This is a genomic window from Microbacterium saperdae, from assembly GCF_006716345.1.
GTDB classification, from domain to species: Bacteria; Actinomycetota; Actinomycetes; order Actinomycetales; family Microbacteriaceae; genus Microbacterium; species Microbacterium saperdae.
The window spans coordinates 1,934,014-1,956,554 of sequence record NZ_VFOX01000001.1; the positions used below are offsets into that span (position 1 = coordinate 1,934,014).

Consider the following 22,541-nt stretch of genomic DNA (forward strand, 5'->3'; position numbering starts at 1 on the left):
ACCTCAGTCGCGCGTCAGCTTGCGGTGGGTCGAGCGGTGAGGCTTGGCCGCATCCGCGCCGAGGCGCTCGATCTTGTTCTCCTCGTAGGATTCGAAGTTCCCCTCGAACCAGTACCACTTGGCGGGAGCGTCGTCCGTGCCCTCATAGGCGAGGATGTGGGTGGCGATGCGGTCCAGGAACCACCGGTCGTGGGTGATGACCACGGCGCAGCCGGGGAACTCGAGGAGGGCGTTCTCGAGCGAGCTGAGCGTCTCGACGTCCAAGTCGTTCGTAGGCTCGTCGAGCAGCAGCAGGTTGCCGCCCTCCTTCAGCGTGAGAGCCAGGTTCAGGCGGTTCCGCTCACCACCGGAGAGCACACCGGCCTTCTTCTGCTGGTCAGGTCCCTTGAAACCGAACTTCGACACGTAGGCGCGCGAGGGGATCTCCGTCTTGCCGACCGTGATGTAGTCGAGTCCGTCGGACACGACTTCCCACAACGTCTTGTTCGGGTCGATGTTGGAGCGCGACTGGTCGACGTAGCTGATCTTGACCGTCTCACCGATCTTCAGATCGCCGGCGTCCAGGGGCTCCAGTCCGACGATCGTCTTGAACAGAGTCGTCTTTCCGACACCGTTCGGGCCGATGACGCCCACGATGCCGTTCGGCGGAAGGCTGAAGCTCAGGCCGTCGATCAGCACACGATCGTCGAAGCCCTTCTGGAGCTTCTTCGCCTCGATCACGACGCTTCCGAGACGAGGCCCGGCGGGGATCTGGATCTCTTCGAAGTCGAGCTTACGAGTCCGCTCCGCCTCCGACGCCATCTCCTCGTAGCGGGCGAGTCGGGCCTTCGACTTCGTCTGGCGCCCCTTCGCGCTGGAACGCACCCAGTCGAGCTCCTCCTTGAGGCGCTTCGCGAGCTTCGCGTCCTTCTTGCCCTGGATCTCGAGGCGCTCGCCCTTCTTCTCCAGGTAGGTCGAGTAGTTGCCCTCGTAACCGATGAGACGGCCACGGTCGACCTCGGCGATCCACTCGGCGACATGGTCCAGGAAGTACCGGTCGTGAGTGATCGCGATCACTGCGCCCTTGTAGGCCTGGAGGTGCTGCTCGAGCCAGAGGACACTCTCGGCGTCGAGGTGGTTGGTGGGCTCGTCCAAGAGCAGGAGATCCGGCTTCTGCAGCAGCAGCTTCGCGAGCGCGACGCGTCGCTTCTCTCCACCGGAAAGCGGGGCGATCGCCGCATCGCCGGGCGGAGTGCGGAGAGCATCCATCGCCTGGTCGAGCTGGGAGTCGAGGTCCCAACCGTCGGCAGCGTCGATCTCCTCCTGGAGACCGCCCATCTCAGCGAGGAGAGCATCGAAGTCCGCGTCGGGGTCGGCCATCAATGCGGAGATCTCGTTGAAGCGGTCGACCTTGGCCTTGATCGCGATACCGTCCTGGATGTTCTCCAGGACGGTCTTGGACTCATCGAGCTCCGGCTCCTGCATGAGGATGCCCACGCTGTATCCCGGCGACAGCTTGGCCTCACCGTTCGAGGGCGTGTCGAGCCCCGCCATGATCTTGAGGATCGTCGACTTACCGGCACCGTTCGGGCCGACCATGCCGATCTTCGCCCCGGGGAGGAACGCCATCGTGACGTCGTCGAGGATGAGCTTCTCGCCCACCGCCTTACGCGCACGAACCATCGAGTAGATGTACTCAGCCACCGAAAACCGCTCCTTCTATTGGCGTCGAAGATCGACACTCCAGCCTACCGGCCCTCGCTGGGGTCACCAGTCGATCGACCGTGTGGTTCCGACCAGACAACGTCCTTCTGCCAACTGCGGCATCACGGCCGTGACGACCTGGCCGGTGGACGGCCCGACCTGTCCGATCAGACACTCCTTGTCACCCCATCGCACGGAGAACTGCAGGCTCTCCGCGGGGTTGCCCACTGTGGACGTGTCCTGCGTCACCTGCATGGAATCCTTCTCGAACCCCGCAGCGATGAGCGCATCGACGTACGCGCGACCCGCTCCGCGTTGATCACTCGACCAGACCGCATTGGCCACGGCGGTGAACAGTGGGAGGTTGTCGTCGGCGGTGCCGTCGGGCACCAACGTCGGTCCGGACGCTGTCGGGCTGACCGACGGCACCGGCGACGCACTGGCCGGCGACTCGGTCGCGCTCGGAGTGCAGGCCACGAGGCTGAGCAGCAGCGCTACCGCCCCTGCCGCCCCGACAGCTCGTCGTGCAGGTAATCCCGATCGTCGAAACACGACCCGAGTCTACGTGCCCGCTGGGCGTCAGCTGCTGCGCACCGCTCTCTCTCGTACGGGGCGCAGCGCCGGTCCCGTTCAGTGCGACAGGCCTGCAGAATCCGTCACCCCTGGCAGCTCGTCCCATGCGCTCGACAGCGACAGGGGAACATCCGACTCGTCCAGCGGTTCGTGCTGTGCGGGCTCCTGTTCCGCGGTCGCGCGAACGGAGGTCTCCGCTGCCGAGGAGCGCGGCGTGCGCAAGTAGGCGGTCGTCCCCCACCGCAGGTCGTGACCGATCGCGTCGGCTTCGATGTCGACGCTGGTGCCGCTCTTCCCGTTGCTCTCCCAGTTGCGGATCTTGAGGCGACCGGTCACGATCACGCTGTCGCCACAGCGGAGCGACGCTTTCGCGTGCTCGCCGAGCTGGCGGAAGGCCGCGACGGAGAACCAGTTCGTCTCGCCGTCGACCCACACCTGGGTCACGGGATCGAGCCGGCGGTGGGTGCTCGCGAGGCGGAAGTTCGTCACGGCGGTCCCCCCGCGGGTCTGGCCGCGCACCGGGTCCGTCGCGACTCTGCCCACGACGGTGAGTAGTTCGGTCATCATGTCTCCTTCGATCCCCGGGGCGTTCGCCCGGCGTGCACCCAGCGTGCGCGTTCAACGGCGAGCCAGACCGCCCGGACTGCGCGCTGTGTGGAGAAGCAGCGGCTGCACGGAGAAGTGCAGGACGAGTCGCGACTGCCGCGCATACCGTCCGCGGTCCGCAATGTCGGAGGTCGGTCATATGTTCGAAAGCGGAAGGAGAATCCCATGTCCGACAGCCAGATCACGTCATTGCCCGAGGTGCCCTATGCGACACCGCAGTTGTCCTCGCCGCGCGAACATCTGGTTCGCGCAGCCGATCATCTGTGGCGCGTCCAGGACAAGACGGAGAGAGTGCTCGGGCACCTCCGCATCGTCGCCGACCCGCTCGGACTCCGCTACCGCGCTGAGCGATTGCATCTGGCGACGGGCGCGTTCCGCATCGTCGGGGAGTTCTGGCGAGTGGACGACGCCATCTCCGCCCTGCGGTACTCCTGAGCGAAGGAAGTGAAGGGTGCTCCTGGCTGGACAAGGTTCCAAACTCGCGTCACCCGCTGAGATCGTTGATATCTCGGGCGAAGGCGGGGATCACGTTGGTCCGTGAGTTGCGTGAGGTGACCCCGGCTACCGACACGCGGGGGCTGGTTTCCTGTGCAGTTGAGAAAGCTCCAACCCCGTACACGCCCGAACTGATCGCTGCGCTCCGGTCTGACTACGAGTCGGGGATGTCAGCTCGGGAGATCGGTGATGCTCGTGGTCTTGACAGGGTGACGGTGCTCAAGCGGCTCCGAGCAGCGGGTGTGAAGATCCGTCGACAGGGTCTCGTTCCCGAGCAAGTGGACGCAGCCGTGGCGATGTACCAGTCGAGACAGACACTCGCTCAGATCGGCGCGCGCTTTGGTGTCGCGCAAGGCACAGTGGGTCGCTACTTAGTGGCCGCTGGGGTAACCATGCGCCCACCGCTCATCCGTGCAATCTCTAGCCACACGTCGTGAAGGAGCGCCGTACCATCTCAGCTGCGGGACGCCCGACGTCTCAAAACGGATGCGATCGACTGCTGGCATCGTGAGGATGACGTGCTCTGACGCTTCGGCTTGCGGCGCACGTCGTCAACTGGCCCCAAACGCTTCGAGGCTGACCCTCGGTCCCCGGTAGGATGGGGTGGACAGTGAGGCGCCGGGTGTGAGCGCAGCGGAGGAACGAAGCAGCGCATAGACGGAGGAGTCTTCAACGATGGCGAAGCCCTATCAAGGAGAGATGGCGAAGCTCTCCGAAACGCTAGGTTGGGCCATGAGTCTGGACCTCTCCGATCTGGAAGCTGCCCTTCAAACCGCGCTCCTGGGTCCCCTCGTCGCCGTTGGTTCGGGAGGGTCCCTCTCCACCGCTCACGCTCTCGCTTTTTTCCACAGAGTCGCGAGCGGCCACGTAAGTGCCGTCTTGACTCCTCTCGAGTCCACGGCGGTACAACACGATCCTGACACCTCGATCTGGCTTCTGAGCGCGAGCGGGAACAACGTCGACATCGTGGGAGCTGCGAAAGCACTCGTAGGCGATGAGCCACGCCAGCTAGCCGCGCTCATTGGGCGGAACGACAGCAAGATCGGACAGATCGCTAAAGCTCATCCGTACATGGATCTCCTCGCCTATGCGCCGCCCACCGGGAAAGACGGGTTCCTCGCGACTAACACGCTCTTCGGTGCGGCGGCGATCCTCGGTCGTGCGTACAGTACGGTCACGCCGGGCTCAGTGAGTTGGGAGAGCCATGGCCTCCAGAGCGTTATTGACGCCGTCGACGAAGCTTCGCCGCTGGTCACCCGTTGGCGAGAACTCGCGAGCACGCTCTGGGACCGCGATACGACGATCATTCTCCACGGCTCGAGCGGTGCGGTCGGCGCGGTCGACTTGGAATCAAAGTTCACTGAAGCTGCGCTCGGGCATGCACAGATTGCCGATTTCCGAAACTTTGCACACGGCAGGCATCACTGGCTAGCCAAGAGGGCGGACCAAACTGGCGTTGTGGCGCTCATCGGCGATGACGATGAAGACATAGCTGAACGCACCCTGGCGCTTCTCCCGCCCGAGATTCCAATTGCAAGAATTCCGGTGACTGGTTCCCCAGTTCACTCCAGCCTCGTTTCTCTTATCGCCGCGTTCCGCCTATCGGACTGGGCTGGACAAGCCCGTGGTATCGACCCGGGCGACCCAGGCGTGCCTGACTTTGGTCGACGCATCTATCACCTTGCACCCTCGCGCCGACCCGCGCTCCCACGCCCCTCCGGACTGACTCGGCGAGCTGCCGTGGCGATCGAACGCAAGTCAGGGCGAACCGTCCGACAACTTGCTGAGGCGTCTGAGCTCGCAGATTGGCGACGAGCTTTGCGTAGCTTCCAGCGGAAGCTAACAACCGCGTCGATTGGTGGAGTCGTACTTGATTACGACGGTACGGTCGTCGATACAAGGCATCGCTTTAGTCCGCCTCAGCCAGATGTTTTGTCTGAGCTGGTACGGCTGCTCAACGCTGGTCTCCCGGTCGGTATCGCAACAGGTCGTGGCAAGTCTGTCCGCCATGCGTTCCAGGAAGCGATCTCACAGGCGCACTGGCCGCGAGTCGTCGTGGGCTACTACAACGGCGCCGAGATCAGTTCACTCGACGACGATTCAACGCCTCTCGTCGAACAGCTACCTGTTCCAGAGCTCCGTGGGATCGCCGAACGATTGCTCGCACAACCAGAACTAGCGGCACAAACACAGCAGGACCACCGTCGCAACCAGCTCACCGTCACTGCGCGAGGCACGTTGCGAGAGGAGCGACTGTGGGAGATCGTGCAGGCCGTCGTTCGCGAATCCGCGGCCAACGTGACGGCGCTGCGATCCAGCCATTCGATCGATATCCTCAGCCCGTCCGCTTCCAAGCTGAACGTTTCAACGAGAGTGAGCGAGATCGCGGGAACTGACTCTATCCTCGCGATCGGAGACCGCGGGCTCTGGCCCGGAAACGATCACGAACTCCTCTCCCTCCCCCTCGCCCTCAGCGTGGATCAGACATCCGTGTCTCGTGAAACCTGTTGGAACCTAGGGTCGCCGGGTCAGCGCGGTCCAGCGACTACCTTGGAATACTTGCGTGCTCTTCAGATCGATGGCGATGGCCGCACGCGTTTCGCGGAAGGGACACTGCGATGAACGACGACTTGAGCAAGCGGGTTCTCGGCCAGATCATGGGCTGGGATGACGACCGCGCCCGGGAAGAGTACCGTTGGCTAGCATTCATCTCGTCGATCAAGTACGACGCGTACCGAGACTTTCAGGCTGGAATGCGGTTTATCGAGAGCCTTGTGACGTGGTTGCAGCAGTTCGATCCAACTGAACGCGAGACTGCCTACGGGTTCATTAGGAGGCGGCTTGTTTTCATCGGCCTCAGTGAGACCCAGCATCTGGTTGAGCAGTTCTACCCGAAGATTGCCCACGATCAGTTCACTCGCACGATCGCGGCCCGTAGCCAGGTGTCTCCCTGGGTAGTCCTTAGCAGGCCAGATCTCAGAGATGAGATGGACGTGCTGCGCCGCAAAACACTCTTCCTTGGACTCAGCGACGGAGCCCGCATCGACACGCTCCGGCACAGCAATGTCGGCAGACTGAGCAACGAACAAGTAGCTCCCACAACCCAGTTGGATCCTGAAAAGTGGCGAGACCTTCTTTCTGATCTGCGCAAAGCGCTGGAAGATCCTGAAGCTCGCTTCGAGATGGTCTACCTGATCGATGACTTTACGGCGACAGGCACGTCATTCCTGCGTTTTGATGAGGTTTCGGATCGCTGGAAAGGCAAGATGACCCGGTTTCGTGATTCGATTGCTCAAATCCGGGATGAACTGTTCGCCCCCGATTGGAAGCTTTGCGTGCACCACTACATCGCTTCGCACTCTGCCGAAAAGAAGGTGCGCAAGAACATCGTGGACTCACAAAAATTCTTCAGCGACGCCGGGTGGGGATCTGTCGTGGTCTCGTTCGGAACAGTGCTTCCAGAGTCCCTCCCGATGCGTGACGAAGCCCCTGAGGATCAGGCCTTTATTGCTCTGGCACGCAAGTATTACGATCCTGCCATCCAAACGACCCACACGAGCGTTGGTGGAGTAGATCGAATTGACCTTGGATACGGTGGGTGCGCTCTCCCCGTCGTCCTTGAGCACAACACGCCGAACAACTCAGTGGCTCTGCTCTGGGCTGAGTCCGATGGCCAGGACTCTCCGCCGATACCGGCCATGAGGCCACTATTCCGGCGACGACAGCGGCACGTGTAGAGGAGATTGTGATGGCTAACCCCTTCGAGAAACGTGCGACTGAGTACCTTCGCGACGACGAAGCGTTCCTTTCTGTCGTTTCCCCCGAGCCGCTCACCACCTTCTTCCACCAGCCGGCGAGAGAAGACCGGCTGCTAGATCGTTTAGTGATGATCATCGGGACCCCGGGAAGCGGGAAGACCACGATGACTCGGTTGTTCCAGTACGCCACGATCCGTACCCTCCTACAGAACGAATCGCTCGACACTTACCGGCCGTTAATCGCCACGCTGGCGCAATGCGGGGCGGTTCGCGACGGCGTTCCGACAGTTCTTGGCGCGCGTATTCCTCTAGAATCTGAGTACCGCGAGTTCTGGGAGTTTCCTTACCCCGACGACCTAAAGCTGGGCCTCATGACGGCACTGATCCAGGCTAGGGCTGTGCTCGCCTGGATCAGTAACTTGCAGACCACGGGGGTACCACTCGAAGCGATTCGAATCATTCCTCGCGAGAATGCTGGCGCAGCGGCGGCGTCAATCGGCGGGACCGACACGGCTGATGTGCTCGCGAAGGCGACAGAAATCGAACTAGCGATCTACCGCATCTCGGCCGCTCTCGTTCCGCCGAGCGTGGACTCGATCTCTAAGACAGCATCGACAGCCTACCGACCATTCGACGTCATCGATACGGTGGAGGTAACCCACGACTCTGAGACGCTCGTTCTCCGGCCGCTCATTATTCTTGATGATGCGCACTCCCTGCAAGCAGACCAATTCGAGTTACTACGCAGGTGGCTCGCCCGCAGAGAGCTGAAAGTAGCGCGGTGGGTGATCACCAGGTTCGACGCGTTGACTCCTCGGCAAGTGCTGCTTTCGCCGGGGCTGTCATCAGAGCGCGAGATTACCTACATCAAAATGCAGAACGATAAGGGTCGAAAGCGAGAACGGGACGCCTTCCGCAAGATGGCGAAAGACATGAGTAATCGGTATTTGCGTCGCATGGACTCTTTCAACCGTCGCCGACTCACAGAGCTGAGCTCCCTCCTCGCTACCGTCCCCGAACCGTTAAGCGCCTCCAAAGTAGAACGCCTCCGAAAGCACGCAGATACTGTTCAGCGACGGACAAACGTAACGCCGGCCCGTCGGGCGGAACTTGAGTCAAAAGTCGATGGGTATCTCAGTTCGCGCGCGAGCGAGGAGCTTCGCCTCGCCTGCCTGGAAATCGTCATGGAACGCTACCTGAAGCGCACCAAAGCGCACGCCTCGCAACTGGACCTGTTTGGCGCTGACAGCGATGACTTCGACCCTGAACCCTCAAAGCCAATCGCGGTTGACGCTGGAGTTGTTGACGGGGCCGAGATACATCTGCTCCATGAATTCGATCGACCGTACTACTTCGGCATAGACACTCTGTGCGACGCGAGCTCGGAAAACGCCGAACAATTTCTGCAGCTTGCGGGCGTACTGGTTAACCATCTCGAGACCAAGTTGATTCGCGGGCGAGAACTCACGCTCACTAGCCGTGAACAGAACAAACTCCTCCGCGAGCGAGCAACCGAACTGGTTCGCGAATGGGACTTCCCCCACGCCCGCGCTGTAAGAGGCCTCGTCGAGGAAATTGCGACGCAGTGCGTCCTCAAGAGCATGGAACCCAACGCGTCCTTGAAGGGAGGAGCAATCGCGTTCGGGATTCTGCAAGAGGAGTTCGAGCAGATCCCCACGACGCACCCACAGCTGGCCAAAATTCTCCAGTTCGCAGTCGCCTATAACGCGATCACCCTTGTGCAGGACCACGGAACGAAAAAGCAGAAATGGTGCCTGATCGAGCTTGGCGGAACGCTACTGCTCAAACACGGCCTCACTCTCAACCGCGGGGGATTCCTCGAAAGAACTGTGGGCGACCTGGCCGCAATCGTGAGCGGCACCACACATGTCAAATAACTACCGGTGGGACCTGGCCATCACGCATCGTGGCGAAGAGCTCGAGTCGTTCGTGGAGCAATACTTCAACAACGCCGAGCGACGGATCCTGATGATCGCAGGTGCCGGTTTCGACCCCAGAACAGGCTTAGTCGCGACCGCACTAAGCACCGCGACCGCAGCGAGCATATCTGCGTTGTTCGTCCAAGAGACCCGCGCCGAATCAGACAAGACGCTTGCAGCGTACGCGACAGCGAACCTCGAACAGCTCATGGCGATCGTGCCTACACACACCATCCTCGACGTCGAGATCTTCGGTGCCGACAATTCCGTCGTCGGCGGACGACGCGCAGCCAGCAAGCTCAGCGCGCAGAAGTTGACGGAGTACACAGACCTAGTCGTCGATATCAGCGCGCTGTCCGTCGGCACCAGTTTTCCGATGATCCGCTACCTCATCGAGCTGATTCACTCGGGGCAGTCAGCGGCGAACCTGCACGTGATGGTCGCGCACCAACCTGAACTCGATGCGAAGATCCGAGCGATCCCCACCGACACCGCCGTGCCCGTCCACGGTTTCAACGGCGGGTTGACTCTTGTGTCGGGAGGCCAGCAAGCAGCAAAGCTCTGGCTCCCGCAGCTTGCCAGCGGGCGAGCAGCCACCCTGCGCCGCATCTACGAAAGCATCAACCCTGATGAGGTCTGCGCAATCCTGCCATTCCCCTCCACCCACCCGCGCCTCGGCGACTCTCTTCTCGAAGAACTCCTTGGCTCAGACGGATTCCCCTGGCAGATGGATGCACGCAGCATCGTCCATGCCGACGAAGACGACCCCCTCGATCTATACCGAACTGTTCTGCGTCTTCATGCGCTCCGAGAGCCCGTGTTCAGGGAGGTCGGAGGATCCCAACTGATACTGTCACCGGTCGGCAGTAAGGTCATGGCGTTAGGGGCACTCCTGGCGGCCCTCGAAAAAGACCTCCCCGTGGTCTACCTCGAGGACTTCAGCTATGAACTACAGGGCAGTCTCGATGACAAGCTCGCACCACCCGAGCTGATGCACGTATGGCTCGAGGGAACTCCATACCCGAAAAATCGCCCGCTATTACGGAGAATCGACAATGACTAGTCCAGCTCATCCGAAGGTCCTTGGAACGGGCCTAATCGCTCTCGACCTGGTGATCAGCGCGGATCCCGATCGGCCCATCCAGTCCTGGGCCGGCGGCACATGCGGCAACGTCCTCTCCATCCTCGCTTACCTCGGATGGTCCTCATACCCGATCGCCCGGCTGGACCATGACGCGGCGGCGACTCGTATCGCGGCAGATCTTGAGCGGTGGGGCGTTCACCTCGACTTCGTCCATTCTGGCCCCACGACGAGTACGCCCATCATCATTCAAGAAAACCACGTCACTCGCGCCGGCGTCGCAAAGCACAAGTTCACTTGGACTTGTCCACGGTGCGGAAGCTGGCTCCCCAGTTTCCGCCCAATCACTCGCGATGTTCTCGAGACTGTCGGGCCAGCCGTTGACGACGCTGCGGTCTTCTTCCTCGACCGGCTCTCACGAGCGGCCCTCACCCTTGCGCAGCGCGCGGCGGAACACGGCGCACTTGTGGTGTTTGAACCCTCCGGACGCTCAGACCCGAAACTCTTCTCCGAAGCGATCAAGATCGCCCACATCGTCAAATACGCAGATCAGCGACTCAGCGATGCCGGCGGAACCATGTCTGCCGACACGGCGACGCTTCTCGAGGTTCAGACGCTTGGGTCGCGGGGGCTCCGCTTCCGCCACAAGGCCGACGGCGTTGCCTCCGACTGGAGAGAGCTCGATGCAGTCCCCGCATCCGAGGTCGTCGACACCTGCGGCTCTGGTGACTGGTGCACTGCAGGAGTGCTCTCTCGACTCGCCGCCAATGGCCAAGCAGGATTCCGAGGTCACAGTTCCGACGACATCGCCGACGCCCTGCAATACGGGCAGAGCCTTGCTGCGTGGAACTGCGAGTACGAAGGAGCGCGTGGAGGTATGTACGTGGAAGCTGAGAAAGTCCTAACGACGGCGAGCGCGGTTGCTCATGAAAGCTCTCTCGCCACCGCTGGGCACCTCGTGTCCTGCCCTGCATGCCCGCCAGCCTAAGGCTCGAAACTCGACTCCAGGAGGGATGCCGCCGGTCCTAGAGCCGGCTGGCGTGACCCCGGTTACGGACACGTCTGGGGTTGGTTTCCTGTGCAGTTGAGAAAGCTCCAACCTTGTACACGCCCGAACTGATCGCTGCGCTCCGGTCTGACTAGGAGTCGGGGATGTCAGCTCGGGAAGCCAGTGATGCTCGGGGTCTTGACCGTTTGACGGTGCTGAAACGGCTTCGGGCGGCGAAGGTGAAGATCCGTCGACAAGGTCTTGAGTCTGGCTAGGTGGATGTGGCGGTGGGGATGTACTTGGCGGGGCAGACGCTCGCTCAGATGGGCGAGCGCTTCGATGTCGCTCAGGGCGCGGTCGGACGGTACTTAAAGCAACAGGGGGCGCGGATGCGTCCCGCGCTCGTGAAGGCACGACGCATCGACATGACAGCGTCGACCTCGTGTTGCCGGAGATACCAGCTTGCCCTGAGAAGAAGTGTCGTGGGGCTCACTAGGCAGCAGTGCTCGATGCAGGGGCGGGCTGCGGGGTGCGGTAACTGGCGTGACTGCGCCGTTCGGCTCTGGCCACAAGCCATTCCTGTATGCGGACGCGGGTGAGGAGGATCACGCTCCAGGGTCCGAAGAGCAGGAACATCAGGCCGTTCCAGAATGCCCAGAAGAAGACCAGGTAGAGCCATTCGCTCCAGCCCCGCTCGATGAGGCCGGTGCAGGTGGCGGCGATGAGAATGTAGACGACGCCGAGGAGCATCGCGGGGACGCCGAACTTGAGGCCTCGGCGGGTTCGGAGTTTGTCGAGAAGGATGTTCGTGGGCATCCATCGGCGCAGGAAGATGCGGGTTCGGATGCTGAGGTTCCAGAGGGTGGTGAGCACGATGGCCTCACTTTCATACGCACAGTGCAAGTCGACGTTGTCCGGCGGGTGCGTGTGTGATGTGAGGCTCTCGGTCGGCGAGAGGTGCTGCCTCCCAGGTTGAGATTCGCTGGGGTGGCCCTTGGTTGAGTCCTGCCGTACTCGACACTTTACGCCGCGCGCGTTCCGGGAGGAAGAGTTCGTCGTGGTTGCCGAAATCAGGAGAGGCTGCGCCCAGTCGACCGCGAAGGCCCCCGACCTTCAGAGGCCTCCCGGTCCTGCACGTCGGGGAAGACTGCGCGGGCGCGTTCGTAGTCGATACGCTGTGCGTCATCGTCGGGGACGGGTCCGAGGGGGCTGGTGGATGTGATGCCCCACCGGTCGCGATACGCGGCCACCGCTCGCACCGCGATCGCTCTAGTGCCGCGATCCATGCCGTCGAGGGTTCTCCTCCACGGCTCGGCTCGTTCGAGCGCCGTGGTGGTGAGGGCGTCGAGGCGTTGCTGCATCAGCTGCTCCCGCTCCTGGAGTGCCTGGCGCATGGCTGGGTCAGTGATGCCCGTCGCGCGCGGGATGAGGCCAGCGATCAGCGACACCCGACTCGCCGAGGGCTGGTAGGTGGCGGCGACCTTCTGGATTCGGTATCGCAGCAGCGATCCGAGATCTTCGACCCCGTCGAGGCCACCGGCACGGATAACGCGTGGCAGGAGGTCGTTGATGTCATGCCCGTCGGCCTCGAGACGGCGCAGTTCGGTGATGAGGATCCCGAACGACTCCGTCTCCACCAGCTCGTCGATCGCCTGTGGGGTGAGGCCGCCCTGTTCGAGGAGTGTGACCCACCGGTCCTGCTGGGCTTCTTGGGCGATGGTGTCGTACTCGGCAGCCAGCTGGGCCAGCGAGCCCCACATGTCCTGCTCAGTCGTGATGGTCTCGTGTGCGGACTGCTCAGCACCGACATGCTGGAGGATGCCGTAGAGGATGCTCCGCGCGGTCATCTGCAGGTCGTCCCGGTGCTGGTGATCTTCGAGGTGATGTTCATCGGTCGCGATGTAGGCGCGGTTGGATTCCCGGCCGCGGGTCATGGCGACGTAGAGAGATTCCCGGGTCACCTCGGGTGAGTGGACGATTGCGTGCGCGGTGTCGACTGTGGAGCCCTGCGCACGGTGTGCGGTGATCGCGTACCCCAGCTCGACATGCTCGCCCACGTACGCGGCAGGAAGCGTGATGGTCGTGCGCCATTTGGAGCGGGCGCGGCGGACAGTGAGGGAACCGTCATCATTGGCGCGGGCAACCGTCCACCGGTCGCCGTTCTTCACCCACCCCCGCCCGAGTGCGAGGCGCCGGTCGTTGTGGCGGGTGATGATGAGGTCACCGCGGGAGGCCTCGTTCCCGTCATGCAGCCGGACGCCGTCGAGGGCGACGTCGCCCGCCAAGATCCGATCGGTGCGAGCGCGGGCGTTGAGCTCCGAGACGGTGTCGAGGGTCTCCGCGATCAGCACCGACGCTTTCCCCGCAGCCTGGTCGCCACGCCACGCCTGGTACGCCTGCTCGATGATGTCCTCGTACCCTCCTGGGGTGACGCGGTCGTGGTTGAGGTAGGTGTCGATGACGTCGGTGTCGCCGATGCGGAGGCCGAGGGAGGCGTGTTTCTCCCACTCGTTCCGGAACCGCCTGACGTCGGTGAGCTCAGGGGCATCGTCCCGGTCGCGGACGAGCATCCCGAACGCGCCACCCGCATCCACCGCCGCGAGTTGTGCCCAGTCACCGACGAGGAGCACCTTCGCACCGACAGCGGCGGCGTGCGCGGTGATGGTGTCGAGGGCGAGGGTTCCGGCGAGGGAGGCTTCGTCGATGATGACGAGTTGTCCGGGTTTGAGGTTCCAGTTGCCGTTGCGGTGTTCGTGGAGCCACTTCGCCGTGTTCTCCGTCGAGATCCCCAAATCCCCAGCAAGAACATCCGCGGCTGCAGCAGACGGCGCGAGACCGATCACAGAGCCGGTGCCGTGGCGTTTCTCCCACGCCCGCCGCAGCGCGGACATCGTCGTGGTCTTCCCTGCCCCCGCAGGGCCGACCAGGACATCGAGGGTGCGGGCGGAGACGCCGATCTTCACGATCGCCCGCTCCTGATCCGGTGACAACGTATGCCCGTCTCGGTTCTTCGTCCGCGCCGCCTGCTCGACCCACGCGAGGGGCACCGTTGGTGCGTTCCTGTCGTTCGACGCGGCCAGGAGACGGTCCTCGGCGGCGAGGACCTGTTCGGAGGAGAACACGGTTGCGGCTTTCGGGCGGAACACGCTCGACTCGTCCGGGCGACGGAACGTCGGCGGGCTCGACGCCAACTTCGGCGGCGTCAACCGCAGCGAGACGCGTTCTGCGGCGTCGACGATCTGCTGGGTGATGGTGTCGCGGTCGGTCGGGGATGCGAACCTGAGTCCCATCGTCTGCCGGACAGCCTCCGCGTGGAGGTTCCATCGTTTCCACGTTGACCGCCGGTCACCCACCCGCGCCACCACAGCCTCGGCAACGTGATCGAGGTCGCTGAGAGGGATGTCGTCTGCGCGCAGCAACGGCTCCCCAGTGCTTCCGGCGAGGAGCGTTGTGGCCCACGTCGGTGCATCCTCCCGGAGAAGCTCGGTGGCGCGTTCCCGCCACTCGGTGGTGAGGCCGCTCAGCGAGTGGTGCTGTTTCGGTGGCCGCGTCTCCAACGTGGCTTGCTGCCGGAACTGCCACAACAGCTTCGGCGACGGCTGCCTGCCGTGCTTGGTTACGTAGTCGGTAACGAGTCGGTCCTTGACCTGCTCGATGTCACGGGTGCGGGACGAGAACGCATCCATCAGCTCCTGCGGCACTCCGACGATCTCCCACGCCGTCGACCGCCCAGCACCACGCTCCCGCGCCTCCCACCCCACACCAAGCACCAGGGTGAGGTGATCGGAGAGGACCGCGTTGTAGTGCTCCGACAGCCCGGCCACGGCGGCGTGGATCGCACGGGAATCGAGGGTCCGCCACTTCCCGTCGTGGGAGGCCTGGACACGGTTCGCGACCACCACATGGGTGTGCAGCTGCGGGTCCGAGGCTCTGGAGTCGTAGTGGTCGTACGCTGCCGCGATCACACCCCGCACCTCAACCTGCGCGACCGCGCCCCGCGGCCCTTTCGCACCGACACGGGTCATCGCGACATCACGCTCCAACAGGTCAATCACATCTTCGATCGCGGCGTGGTGGGCCTGGGCGATCAGCGCCTGCGTACCACCATCAGCGACCGCCCAGAGCGTCGAGACGGACTTCGGGACCGAGAACGTCAAATCGAACCCCGCCACCGGCGCACCCGTCGGCTTCGACGCTTCCTCGGCCTCGATCAACGCGGCCTCTGTCGCACGCTGTTCCTCGGTGAGCGCGTCAGAGAGCTTCCCGAGTCGACGCTCGACACGTTCCGCAGCGGTGGCGAACTTCCGGTACGGACGCCCCAATTGCTCTCCACTGTTCGGGTCCTGCCCGAACCCCATCAACCGCCGCAACTGCTCCTCGGTCACAGCTGCACCCTCCGCCACGCCGCCCGAAAGTCCAGGAAGTCCAGCCCCAATCCATGCGCCTGGTGGTGTTCCCGACTCGAGGTAGTACCTCGTCAACGCAGAAGCAGCATCACGGTCGCCGTCACCGGTGACGACGGAGTTCAGCAGATACCGGTATCCGTCACCGGCGGTCATCACCCTGATCGACACCGTCACACACAGAAGGTGCGCCAACCCCGCGCCAAGGCTCCGAAGCTACAACCGTTACTACGAGCCATCGTTGGCGTAGTGGCACTTCAGGGGCGTGCACAGCAAGTGATCGCCGTCGCCGGTGAAGGCTCAGTGGCAGGTGCTGTCAGCCGTGACCAGCAACATGACCGGCATCGAGACCGTCGTGTCGGCGAACCACTAGCCGCCTTGGGCATGTCCCGCCGCGATGCGTGCGATCTCGTCGCGGACGATCGCGAGTGCCCATTCGGTGTCGTCGGTTTCGTTGTGGAGCAGGTGGAGTGCGAGTCCGTCCACGACGGCGTGCAGGCGACGGGCGGTGAAGATGAGTTCCGGGTCGCGCGACTTGCCGGTGAGGAGTTCGACCAGTCTCACGCACGCTTCGAGGAGTTGCGTGTGTGCGTGGTCGCGGATGTCGCCGAGGCTGGGCTGTGCCGGCGCCTCGGCGATGAGCGCGAGATTGACTTCCAGCTCCGCACTGCTGTCGGGCTCCAACGGGAGGAGTCGTGTGATGACATCGAGCGCATACTGCTGCGGGTCGTCCGACCACGGCGTGGCGAGCACGCGTTCGGTGGCGCGCTGCACCATCAGCTCCGCGGAGAACGACAGCAGCTCCGCGCGGGTGGGGAACACGTGCCGTAGCGACCCCACGACGAGTCCGGCCTGGTCGGCGACGGTGCGGACCGAGACCGCCGAGATGCCGCGGTCGAGGATCACCTGCCAGACCGCTTCCGCGAGTTGGGCCTTTCGGGCCGCAAGGTCGATGCTCCGAGACACGACACTCACTCTAGCACGGGCGTGCTAGAGTGAGTGTCGTAGCACACTCGTGCTACTGGGGTTTGAGGAGGAGACGTGTCGACTGGTGCCGGGATGAAGCGAGTCCTTGCAGGTGTCCTGCTAGGCAGCTCGCTGGCGTTCCTCGTGGGTTGCGGTGTCGTCGACGACACTCTCGAAGGGCTCGGCGCATCGGGTCCGGCGCCCTCGTCCTCGCCGCCCTCGTCTGCGCCGCCCGAGCCGAGCGCGACCGCAGAGGGGTCGATCGTCGTGACGGTCGAGATTGACAGCGACGCTGCGACGGCGACGGACCTCGCTGTCGACATCGACTCGCCCAGCACTTCGCAGAGCCTCTATGAGGACGAGGTGCAGGTGCCCTTCCGTCACGATTTCACCGTGTCGACGGATGCGTTCTTCCCGCTGCGCGGCACGACTGTCGAGGTGCATGCGGCGCCAGACGCCACCTTCGTCTCCTGCAGCATCACCGTCGACGGCGAGGTCGTCGCCACGCACCGTTCGGAGGGCAGCGGTGCGACCGCGACCTGCGAACGCCGCCTCCAGCTCGGGCCGTCCTGATGGACGTCACCAGTCTCGGCACTCTCGTCGTGCTCGCCCTGATCGACTCCACCAGCTTTGGGACGCTGCTCATCCCGATCTGGCTGCTCACCGCTCCCGGCAGGCTGCGCCTCGGGAGGATGCTCGTCTACCTGACCGCCGTCACCCTCGCCTACTTCGCCCTCGGCATCCTCTTGCTCCTCGGTGCCGGTGCATTCCTCGACGCCTTCAGCGGCATCATCGGATCACCCGCGTTCCTGATCGGCCAGCTCATCGTCGGCATCGCGCTCCTGATCGTCAGCCAGCTGATGGATACCGAGAAGGCGCGTGCCCGATCCGCCGAGCGCGCCGCGAACGGTGGCGGCAGGCTGGTGCGCTGGCGTGGTCGCATCATGAGCGACAGCGGTAGCGGCGAGGGCAGTGGTGGCGGGTCGGCGATCGCGCTGACCGGTCTCGCGGTCACCGCGGTCGCCGTCGAGGCCGCCTCGATGGTCCCCTACCTCGCCGCCATCGGCATCATCACCACTCAAGGACCCGGCTGGTCGGCATCCGCGGTACTGCTGTTCGGCTACTGCCTCGTGATGATCGCCCCTGCGCTCGTCCTGACCATCGGGCGGCTCGTCGCACACGACAAGCTCGAACGACCCCTCGGCAGAATCGAGCGGTGGCTGACCAAGCACGCCACCAGCACGACCGCGTGGATCATCGGCATCATCGGATTCCTCCTCGCCGCCAACGCGATCTACGACCTCGGCTGGGTCGGCGGGTGACCTGTGACTCCACGCGCCGACTGGACACCCCCTCCTGGACGTGAGCGCCTGACAGCGCAGTTGCTCTCCCGGCCCGCATATCTCGTGATCGTCCACGATATGGAGAACGCGATCATCGACGGTGAGGTCAGCGAGGACGCTCTCGCCCCCTCCGCGAGCGTCCTCGCGCGCCGCTACGGCGTGAACATCGCGACCACGGCGCGAGCGCTCCGCGTACTCCAAGACCGCGGCATCGTGCGCCGCCTACCGGGCATCGGCATGTACATCCTGGCCGGATGCCGCGCGGCGCTGCTCGCGAAACGACGTGACGGCTTCGCCGATAGACACCTGGAACCGCTCGTCGATGAGGCACGCCGGCTGGGGATGTCAAACGGTGACGTGACGGCGATGTGCGCAGCGCGGCTTCATGCTCACGAGGGCGGAACGACCGACGCCGCAGCGTCTGTGGGCCAGGACGACGCGAACGAGCGTTGAGGGTTCACAGATTGTGAACCAACGGGGGCTGTCCCGCTACCAACATGGCGTGGACATCGACGCGCGCACGTTGCTCAGTCGCGTCGGCGACGGTGACGAAGCCGCGCTCGCGACCTTGTATGCGCGGTACGAGGGGGCGGTGTTCGGGTTCGTCCTACGCCGGGTGTCCGATCGGGAGCTCGCCGAGGAAATCAGCGCGGATGTGTGGCTGGGATGCTGGCGGTCGGCCAAGGGGTTTCGCGGGGACAGCCGTGTACTGACCTGGCTTCTGGGGATCGCTTCACGGCAGATACACGCCCACGTGCGAGGTAGACGAATCCATACCGTTCCGCTGGTCGAGGAGCTTGATATTCCTGGTGACGCATCCGACGATCCGGCGAGCATCGTCGGCGACGCCGCAGCCGCCCAAGACCTCGTCGACGCCATACGTGCGCTGCCTCCTTCGCTGTTCGAGGTGGTGTCCCTCGCATGGCTGCACGAGCTGCCCTACGACGAGATAGCGGCGGCGGCCGGAATCCCCGTCGGCACGGTGAAGAGCAGAGTCTCGCGGGCACGAACGCTACTGCGCGCCCGGATTGGAGAAAGTGATGAGTGATCTGAACGAGAACGGTCCTGTCAACCTCTCGATGCGAGAAGCACTGGCACGGCGCGAGCAGGAACTTGCCGGGGCAGCGCCCGGATTCGAGATGGTGCGATCCCGGATCGCATCGTCGCCTTCACCGATGGACGCACCGCGGTGGGACGTTACGCGCAGCGTTCGAGTGACGATGGCGCTGATCGGGGCACAGGTCCGTGTCGTGCCGTGGCTGGTGGTCCCGGTGGCCCTGGCGAGCGCGGGCATGGCCGTGCTGGCGGCGCGATTCTTCGGAGTCGGGCAGGATGCCGGTGCCGCGACGAGCGGATTCGCGTCGCTGATGTTGCTCGGCGTAGTGGTGACGGTGGCGATGGGACTGTCTCATCGTTCTCGCGATGCGGTGACGCTCACGACGCCGATAGGTCCCAGGATTGTGCTGTTCGCGCGAGTCGCGGTCGTCCTCGCCGTGGACGTGGGCTGCGGACTTGCCGCTTCCGCGCTGGCAGCGGCATGGGGTGTCACCGAGCCTTTCCCGGAACTCGTCGGGAGCTGGCTTATCCCACTGGCGGCAGTCGCCGGCCTGGTCACGTTCCTGTCGGTATGGACTCTGCCGTGGGTCGGCGTGCTGTTCGGGGTCACTGCAACCCCGCTTCTCGTCCCGTTGCCGGCGGACGCTGTGCGCATCGGGGTCGGCGCCGTCGCCGGCTGGGTACAGGATGCCGTCCCGCCTGTCGTGATCGTCGGGGCCGGAGTGCTGCTGTTCGCTGTGGCGATCGCGACGGCGAAGCGCCCGTTGATCGTCCCGAAGGCTGCGTCGTGAACCATCCCGGCACAACCCGCTACTAACCCGATGAACAGATAAGACCTGCATGCCCCAATGGAGACCCCACGTGACTCAATCCGCTGTACTCGCGCAGTTCCGGCGCGTCGGCCCTGCCTTGCTGTCCGCGCCGGTGCTGGTCGGAGCGCTGGTCGCGATCGCCGGCGCGGCGACGGCCAATACATGGACGGTCGCGCAGGCGGCCACGTTGCTGGGGTGGCTGACTCAGGTGTTCACGATCACCGTGGGCGTGACCGCCGCCGTCGCGCTGACCGGGGACCCGCTGGTCGAGCTCCACGAGTCCACCCCCATCTCCTTCCGCGCCGTCCAGCTCCTCCGGGCCGGGATCGTCGCCATCGTCGCGGTAGTCGGCGGCCTGGTCATGTTCGTGCCGCTGCATCTGCTGGGCGCATGGCCGAGAGACACGGGCTGGAGCAGCGGACTCGTCCCGGCCGGGGCCGCGTTATTCATCGTGGCGGTGGCATTGGCAGCGGCTGCGTTCTCGGGCACCGTGTCCACGGTCACGATCAGTGTGGTCGCGGGCTGGATCTTTCTCTCCCTGCTCTGGGACCCGTACATCCTCCACCTGCTCGTGCAGCGCGGCATCCCGCTCGCTGCCGCCGCGGTCATGACCTGGATGGCCTGGCGACGGCTGGGGAATACGGAAAAGAACATCGCGAAGGTGGCGGTCGCATGAGACTCATCCTGATCGCCGGAACTCACACCCAGATCGCCCGACGCCAGAAGGTGCTGTGGAGCGCTGCGATCCCGCTCATCGCCTTCGCGTTGCTCCTTGCAATCACTTCACCCGCCGCGCCGCGGACCGGCGGCACCGCCGACCTCGCATTCACCGGACAGATGATCGTCCTGTTCGCAGGGATCGCCTACGCGGCCGCGTTCAGCGACTTCTTCACCGCGCGTGGTCGCGCCGGCATCCACGAGGTCGAGGCCTCCACTCCGACCCCGTCCCTCGCCCTGCGCGCGGCGCGCGTGCTAGGCACCTTCGCCGTGATCATCGTCCCATCCCTGGTCTGCATGCTCGCCTGGGGCGGGTGGCAGAGCATCCACGGTCAGCCGTTCGCCGTGCCTGCGGCAATCGCGGTCACCGTCTCGATCATCGCCCCCGGAGGACTGATCGCGATGTCCCTCTCAGCCCTCCTCGGCGTGTTGCTGCCTCGCGGGTTCGCCCGCGTCGCGGCGGTCTTGGTTTGGCTGTGGCTGGTGTTCTCCACACCGCTCATCCCACTCCCGACCCTCAACGGCACGGTGCTGAACATCGTCGGCGATTATGTCGCCGCCGGCCTATTCCACGGACGCCCCATCTATGACCCATCCGGACTGCTCGGCCCCGCACCGACCCCCTGGCTCGCGATCGTGTCGCTGCTCTGGCAACTCGCCCTGATCCTCGCCCTTCTGATCGCGGGCTCACTTCTGGCCGACGCCCGCCGGCGCCGCTGAAAGGAATCCACCCATGTTCGTCTCCATCGACAGCGTGACCAAAGACTTCCGCAAGAAGCCCGCGGCACTCGATAACGTCACGATCGACCTGCCTGCAGGAATGATCGGGCTGCTCGGCTCGAACGGCGCCGGCAAAACAACCCTCATGCGCATCCTCTGCGGCATCATCCCGCCCACCCGAGGGCAGGTCTTGATCGACAGCCACAACCTCGCGGATGCCTCGGCCAGGCGCGCACTGAAACGAACCCTCGGCTACCTGCCCCAGGACATCGAGCCGTACCCGAACCTCAACCCCATCGAGTTCCTCGACTACATCGGAATCCTCAAAGGCATCGCCTCCGCTGCCGACCGCAAGGCGCAGGCGAACGAGCTCATCGAACGAGTCGGACTCTCCGACGCGCGCAAACGCCGCATCGGCGGGTTCTCCGGTGGCATGCGCCGTCGCGTCGGCATCGCGCAAGCACTCATGGGTGACCCGAGGCTGCTCGTCGTGGATGAGCCCACGGCCGGCCTCGATCCCGAGGAACGTATGCGCTTCCGCACACTTCTCGCCAGCCTCGGCGAGCACCGCACGGTGATCCTCTCCACCCACATCCTCGATGACGTTGCTCAGACATGCCCCTACGTGTTCGTCCTGCGCCACGGCCGAAAAACGTTCGACGGTCCGACCGCAGGGCTCGTGAACGAAGCCCGCGGACGCACCTGGGTCACGGCCCCGCGCACCACGTCGCCGTCCGAGGACATCGCGGTGGTCAACGCCATCAGCACGCCCGAGGGCACCCGCTACCGGATCGTCACCGACAACCCGCCCCCGGATGCCGAACCCGTCGAACCATCGCTCGAGGACGGATACATGGTCCTCGCCACCAAGGAGGCCCCGTGAACTCGAACCCCGACCGCGCACTCCGGCCCGTGGCTCTCGCGACCATCCCGCTTGTCTTGGTGCTGACCGGCTGCGGTGCCTTCCATCCCGATGACTACCCACTGGACGGACCGACTCTCACCGCGACCGAGAATCCACAGGAGGTTACCGCCGAGCAATTCGGACACTCCTGGCCGCTCACCGTCGACCACGGACAAGTCGGTTGCGACCTCAACGCCGCCGGCGATCCCGTCCTGACCTTCACCGACCCGGACGGCACGGTGTACGCCCTCAACGCGCTGGAGGAGAACGCCGGGAACGCAGACATCAGCGACATCTCAACCGGGAGTGTCGGGCCGCTGCGTACGTTCGCGTTCGCCGTCTGCGACGCGGAAGCCCAATGATGACGAAGCGAAAGCACTCGGACGCCGCGCCAAGCGCGCGCCGCGCTGAATCTCGAGGAGCCAGAGCAGGTCAAGTGCGATCTCGGACGGGCAAGCACCCATGCATCAGACCCTGGGAGCACTACCTGGCCGCG

21 protein-coding genes are annotated in these 22,541 nt (G+C 64.2%); 15 read left to right on the top strand and 6 right to left on the bottom strand.

The window, feature by feature from the left end:
• Positions 1 to 3: 3 nt before the first annotated feature.
• The 3 genes from ettA to FB560_RS09230 all read right to left on the bottom strand — a co-directional run bounded on the left by ettA (position 4) and on the right by FB560_RS09230 (position 2,820).
• Positions 4 to 1,683, bottom strand: a complete 1,680-nt coding sequence (ettA, locus tag FB560_RS09220; protein ID WP_141872084.1) for an energy-dependent translational throttle protein EttA — start codon at positions 1,681 to 1,683, stop codon at positions 4 to 6.
• 63 nt (positions 1,684 to 1,746) lie between these two features.
• A complete protein-coding gene (locus FB560_RS20790) occupies positions 1,747 to 2,235 on the bottom strand; it encodes a DUF6993 domain-containing protein (protein ID WP_188895162.1) in 489 nt (162 codons plus the stop codon).
• 78 nt (positions 2,236 to 2,313) lie between these two features.
• On the bottom strand, positions 2,314 to 2,820 hold the full coding sequence (locus tag FB560_RS09230; protein ID WP_141872085.1) for a single-stranded DNA-binding protein: 507 nt from the start codon (positions 2,818 to 2,820) through the stop codon (positions 2,314 to 2,316).
• 207 nt (positions 2,821 to 3,027) lie between these two features.
• Here FB560_RS09230 and FB560_RS09235 point away from each other — a divergent pair, with 207 nt between their 5' ends.
• The 6 genes from FB560_RS09235 to FB560_RS09260 all read left to right on the top strand — a co-directional run bounded on the left by FB560_RS09235 (position 3,028) and on the right by FB560_RS09260 (position 11,124).
• On the top strand, positions 3,028 to 3,297 hold the full coding sequence (locus FB560_RS09235; protein ID WP_141872086.1) for a hypothetical protein: 270 nt from the start codon (positions 3,028 to 3,030) through the stop codon (positions 3,295 to 3,297).
• A gap of 735 nt (positions 3,298 to 4,032) precedes the next feature.
• Positions 4,033 to 5,979 (top strand): HAD hydrolase family protein, encoded by a 1,947-nt coding sequence (locus tag FB560_RS09240; RefSeq protein WP_141872087.1) that lies wholly within the window; start codon positions 4,033 to 4,035, stop codon positions 5,977 to 5,979.
• Positions 5,976 to 7,094, top strand: a complete 1,119-nt coding sequence (locus FB560_RS09245) for a phosphoribosyltransferase-like protein (RefSeq protein ID WP_141872088.1) — start codon at positions 5,976 to 5,978, stop codon at positions 7,092 to 7,094. Before FB560_RS09240 ends, FB560_RS09245 begins: the two co-directional genes overlap by 4 nt.
• An 11-nt stretch (positions 7,095 to 7,105) precedes the next feature.
• Positions 7,106 to 9,013, top strand: coding sequence for a hypothetical protein (locus tag FB560_RS09250; protein ID WP_141872089.1), 1,908 nt, complete (start codon positions 7,106 to 7,108; stop codon positions 9,011 to 9,013).
• On the top strand, positions 9,003 to 10,118 hold the full coding sequence (locus FB560_RS09255; RefSeq protein WP_141872090.1) for a hypothetical protein: 1,116 nt from the start codon (positions 9,003 to 9,005) through the stop codon (positions 10,116 to 10,118). The genes FB560_RS09250 and FB560_RS09255 overlap by 11 nt, the downstream gene beginning before the upstream one ends.
• Positions 10,111 to 11,124 (top strand): carbohydrate kinase family protein, encoded by a 1,014-nt coding sequence (locus FB560_RS09260; protein ID WP_141872091.1) that lies wholly within the window; start codon positions 10,111 to 10,113, stop codon positions 11,122 to 11,124. The genes FB560_RS09255 and FB560_RS09260 overlap by 8 nt, the downstream gene beginning before the upstream one ends.
• Before the next feature lie 492 nt (positions 11,125 to 11,616).
• Here FB560_RS09260 and FB560_RS09265 read toward each other — a convergent pair whose 3' ends face one another.
• The 3 genes from FB560_RS09265 to FB560_RS09275 all read right to left on the bottom strand — a co-directional run bounded on the left by FB560_RS09265 (position 11,617) and on the right by FB560_RS09275 (position 16,493).
• Positions 11,617 to 11,997 carry a hypothetical protein gene (locus tag FB560_RS09265; RefSeq protein ID WP_141872092.1) on the bottom strand — a complete coding sequence of 127 codons (381 nt, stop codon included), beginning with the start codon at positions 11,995 to 11,997 and terminating at the stop codon, positions 11,617 to 11,619.
• 197 nt (positions 11,998 to 12,194) lie between these two features.
• Positions 12,195 to 15,683: a MobF family relaxase gene (gene mobF, locus FB560_RS09270; protein ID WP_229673231.1), complete on the bottom strand. Its 3,489-nt coding sequence runs from the start codon at positions 15,681 to 15,683 to the stop codon at positions 12,195 to 12,197.
• Positions 15,684 to 15,896: 213 nt separating this feature from the next.
• Positions 15,897 to 16,493: a TetR/AcrR family transcriptional regulator gene (locus tag FB560_RS09275; protein WP_141872094.1), complete on the bottom strand. Its 597-nt coding sequence runs from the start codon at positions 16,491 to 16,493 to the stop codon at positions 15,897 to 15,899.
• A gap of 75 nt (positions 16,494 to 16,568) precedes the next feature.
• On the opposite strand from FB560_RS09275, the gene FB560_RS09280 reads away from it, so the two are divergent.
• The 9 genes from FB560_RS09280 to FB560_RS09320 all read left to right on the top strand — a co-directional run bounded on the left by FB560_RS09280 (position 16,569) and on the right by FB560_RS09320 (position 22,407).
• Positions 16,569 to 17,066, top strand: a complete 498-nt coding sequence (locus FB560_RS09280) for a hypothetical protein (protein ID WP_170198093.1) — start codon at positions 16,569 to 16,571, stop codon at positions 17,064 to 17,066.
• Positions 17,066 to 17,815: a GAP family protein gene (locus FB560_RS09285; RefSeq protein ID WP_141872096.1), complete on the top strand. Its 750-nt coding sequence runs from the start codon at positions 17,066 to 17,068 to the stop codon at positions 17,813 to 17,815. The genes FB560_RS09280 and FB560_RS09285 overlap by 1 nt, the downstream gene beginning before the upstream one ends.
• 84 nt (positions 17,816 to 17,899) lie before the next feature.
• Positions 17,900 to 18,289, top strand: coding sequence for a GntR family transcriptional regulator (locus FB560_RS09290; RefSeq protein ID WP_141872097.1), 390 nt, complete (start codon positions 17,900 to 17,902; stop codon positions 18,287 to 18,289).
• A gap of 49 nt (positions 18,290 to 18,338) precedes the next feature.
• Positions 18,339 to 18,884 (top strand): RNA polymerase sigma factor, encoded by a 546-nt coding sequence (locus tag FB560_RS09295; protein ID WP_211349959.1) that lies wholly within the window; start codon positions 18,339 to 18,341, stop codon positions 18,882 to 18,884.
• Positions 18,885 to 19,011: 127 nt separating this feature from the next.
• A complete protein-coding gene (locus tag FB560_RS09300; protein WP_141872099.1) occupies positions 19,012 to 19,683 on the top strand; it encodes a hypothetical protein in 672 nt (223 codons plus the stop codon).
• A 70-nt stretch (positions 19,684 to 19,753) separates the two neighbouring features.
• A complete protein-coding gene (locus FB560_RS09305; protein ID WP_141872100.1) occupies positions 19,754 to 20,380 on the top strand; it encodes a hypothetical protein in 627 nt (208 codons plus the stop codon).
• A complete protein-coding gene (locus FB560_RS09310) occupies positions 20,377 to 21,141 on the top strand; it encodes a murein hydrolase transporter LrgB (RefSeq protein WP_141872101.1) in 765 nt (254 codons plus the stop codon). The genes FB560_RS09305 and FB560_RS09310 overlap by 4 nt, the downstream gene beginning before the upstream one ends.
• Positions 21,142 to 21,154: 13 nt before the next feature.
• Positions 21,155 to 22,024, top strand: coding sequence for an ABC transporter ATP-binding protein (locus FB560_RS09315; protein WP_141872102.1), 870 nt, complete (start codon positions 21,155 to 21,157; stop codon positions 22,022 to 22,024).
• Entirely contained in the window at positions 22,021 to 22,407 is a 387-nt protein-coding gene (locus FB560_RS09320; protein WP_141872103.1) for a superoxide dismutase, read from the top strand. The genes FB560_RS09315 and FB560_RS09320 overlap by 4 nt, the downstream gene beginning before the upstream one ends.
• The last annotated feature ends 134 nt before the right edge of the window (positions 22,408 to 22,541 follow it).